General features: G+C 66.9%; 1 protein-coding gene. It reads left to right on the top strand.

Features of this window, described 5'->3' with window-relative positions; genetic code table 11:
- The coding region (locus HFK18_RS21595; protein ID WP_218946964.1) for a VCBS domain-containing protein at positions 1 to 779 on the top strand (779 nt) is incomplete at both ends.

The raw sequence follows: 779 nt of genomic DNA, 5'->3' as shown, positions 1-779 counted from the left end.
CGACGGGCAACGTGATCAGCGGTGAGGGCACGACCGAAGGCACGACCAATGCCGACGTCCAGGGTGCGGACGGCGCCTCGGTGAGCGCGGTGGAGAGCAACAATCCCGGCGGCGGGGCGTCGCAGACGATCACGGCCGGCGGCAGCGTGACGATCAACGGCCAGTATGGCGTGTTGACGCTGCACTCGGACGGCACCTACTCCTATGTGCGCACTGCCGGCACGCCGGGCGGCAAGCAGGACGTGTTCACCTATACGCTCAAGGACGGCGACACCGACACTGACACGGCGACGCTGACGATCAAGATCGACGACAGCGGGGTGACGGTGACGACGCCTGGGGCGGACTCTGCCGGCACGACGGTCCATGAGGCCGGCCTTCCGGCGCGCGGCAGCGAGCCTGCGGGCTCGAATGAGGCGGCGAACTCGGAGACGACGTCGGGTTCGGTGACGTTTACCTCGCCGGACGGGGTGCAGAGCATCGAGATCGGCGGGCAGCCGGTGAGCCTGGCGGCGCTGGCAAATGCCACGCTGAATACGCCGGTGACGGTGGCCAACAATGCCACGGGCACGCTTGTTGTGACCGGCTACAGTTACAATGCGGCGACGGGCGCAGGCTCGATCAGCTACAGCTACACGCTCAAGGACAACACCTCGGGCGACACCACCAGCGCGGTGTTCACGATCAAGGTGACCGACCTCGACGGCGACAGCAAGTCGGGCGACCTGACGATCAAGATCGTCGACGACGTGCCGGTTGCCAAGGCCGACAGCGACACG

This window comes from Stenotrophomonas sp. SbOxS2 (assembly GCF_013416715.1).
Taxonomy (GTDB): domain Bacteria; phylum Pseudomonadota; class Gammaproteobacteria; order Xanthomonadales; family Xanthomonadaceae; genus Stenotrophomonas; species Stenotrophomonas lactitubi.
Note: the sequence above shows the minus strand (reverse complement) of the source record. Positions and strands in the feature narration are given on the sequence as shown.